We start from the raw sequence: 1,830 nt of genomic DNA, 5'->3' as shown, positions 1-1,830 counted from the left end.
GGCTGTAGGTTACAACTTTCGAACCGATTTGTGGAGGATCTCAATAGAATAACAATTTATTGCAATAAGTATTTAGTATGGTTTCAAACATCAAGATAAAAAAAGCATATGTGTCAGTGATGGGAATTGAGTTCGAACAAAAAGGATGATCTAAACCTAACCTGAGTTGTATTTGCGCTACCAGGCAATAACCGCGTTTTTTTGCTAAGTAGCTAAAAAATAATAGCTTGCAAAATTATTTTCTGTTAAACGTAGCGTGTAATACGCGGAAATATAATGTTGCCTGCGAGCGTACCGTGACACAACCTGAAATTTCAAGATGGACTATAAGTTAGAAAAGCAAGTTTGGACAGACGCAGATTATGAGCAAATGGGTTGGCACGACTGTAACATTTACAAAATCCGTTTGACGGAAGATTTAGAGTTAGACATTGACTATATTCTTCAATGGAACAAGCCTGACTTGGAAGGCTTGCCTTTTACGTTTTGGGTTGCACCAGCGACACTTGTATTTAAATCGGTGCAAGACCTGACATTTGATTTTGACATTGGTTTTGAGAATGCTTTCGAAATTGAAGACATAGAAAAGGAAGACGGAAATCGTTGGACAATTATTACTCGACAAGGCGACATTCAGTTTAATTCAAAAGGTTACGAGCAATACATAAGGCAAGAGCCTTTCTTTGAGTTCGGGCAAACAATCACATTCATTGAACGCTATGGTCATTCACTTGACAGAACGACCAATCAGGAAAATCCTAACAGAATTCGGGAAGACGTCGTTCAACAGCGGCAAAAAGATTTCGAAGATTATGAGAACGTCAAAAAAAGACACCTCAAGAAACAACTTCGAATTCCGCCACAAACACAAATGCTTTAACGTAAGCTACAACTCAAACATTTCGTGCAAGGCAAACGATATGAAATATTAGATGGTCTTCCCTCATACGGACCAATGTACATTCCGATTTCGCAAGACGGTATTCCTTTTTATTCTGAAGGTTTTGTTGTACGCTTTTATAAAAGTGACGGAACAAATTGGGTGGCCAACTTCAAATCTGGTTGGACAAATTTCAGTGGCGTTTATGACTTTCCTGAATTTAATAGAACTGTAATTTTTGCTTTCGGACAATGTTATATCATGGTGGACCATGAACAAAAGCCGTTAAAAGCATTTGGCGTTGGATTTACCAACGTTTTTCAAACAGACGACAATATTTTGATTGCAGTAGACCAAACAGACTTTACTGTAATTGAGGTTGGTAGTGACACAGTATGGCATAGTGAAAGAACATCGTGGGATGGTTTTAAAGACATCGCTTTTTCCGGAGATTATGTGACTGGTCTTGCTTATGAACTTACAAGCGATGAAGGTGAATGGAGACCGTTTTCTTTCAATTTCCGGATAAAGGAAATTGTTGGCGGCGCTTATCATCTGCAAGAGAATAGTAAGCCGTGGTGGAAACTCTGGTAGAAATTTTTTGCAATGGGTATACAGCTTACAGCGGTTTGGCGTCAGTGGAGCTTGACGATGCTCCACTAATTATTAGATCCCAATTGCGTGATACCAACTTTCCTCCGGATTTGCGTAGATCTACCTGCTAACCCCGAATGGGCAAGTCCTGTACCCTGACCCCAGGGAGAAAAGTAAGAACATTGGTTGCCAATTGGCAGAAAGTCTCTACAAAGAATCGCCATTTCCCACAATGAGCAAATGTTGAGGAGTGGGCTTTTTGTTCTAGCTAAAGACTAATTTCGAACCAACTATTAATTTGATTACCTGCCTCTTGTTTAAAGCGCATTTAAATCTGAGGAAATATTTCGAACAAG

2 protein-coding genes are annotated in these 1,830 nt (G+C 39.3%); both read left to right on the top strand.

Annotation, left to right across the window (positions count from 1 at the left end):
• The first annotated feature begins 319 nt into the window (after positions 1 to 319).
• Positions 320 to 880: a hypothetical protein gene (locus A4R26_RS08205; protein WP_107685811.1), complete on the top strand. Its 561-nt coding sequence runs from the start codon at positions 320 to 322 to the stop codon at positions 878 to 880.
• 24 nt (positions 881 to 904) lie between these two features.
• Positions 905 to 1,474: a hypothetical protein gene (locus A4R26_RS34430; RefSeq protein WP_133054591.1), complete on the top strand. Its 570-nt coding sequence runs from the start codon at positions 905 to 907 to the stop codon at positions 1,472 to 1,474.
• Positions 1,475 to 1,830: the final 356 nt, after the last annotated feature.

Origin of the sequence: Niastella populi (assembly GCF_002078015.1) — a bacterium.
GTDB lineage: Bacteria > Bacteroidota > Bacteroidia > Chitinophagales > Chitinophagaceae > Niastella > Niastella populi.
The sequence above is the reverse complement of the archived record's forward strand: the minus strand, read 5'-3'. Positions and strand labels throughout refer to the sequence as shown.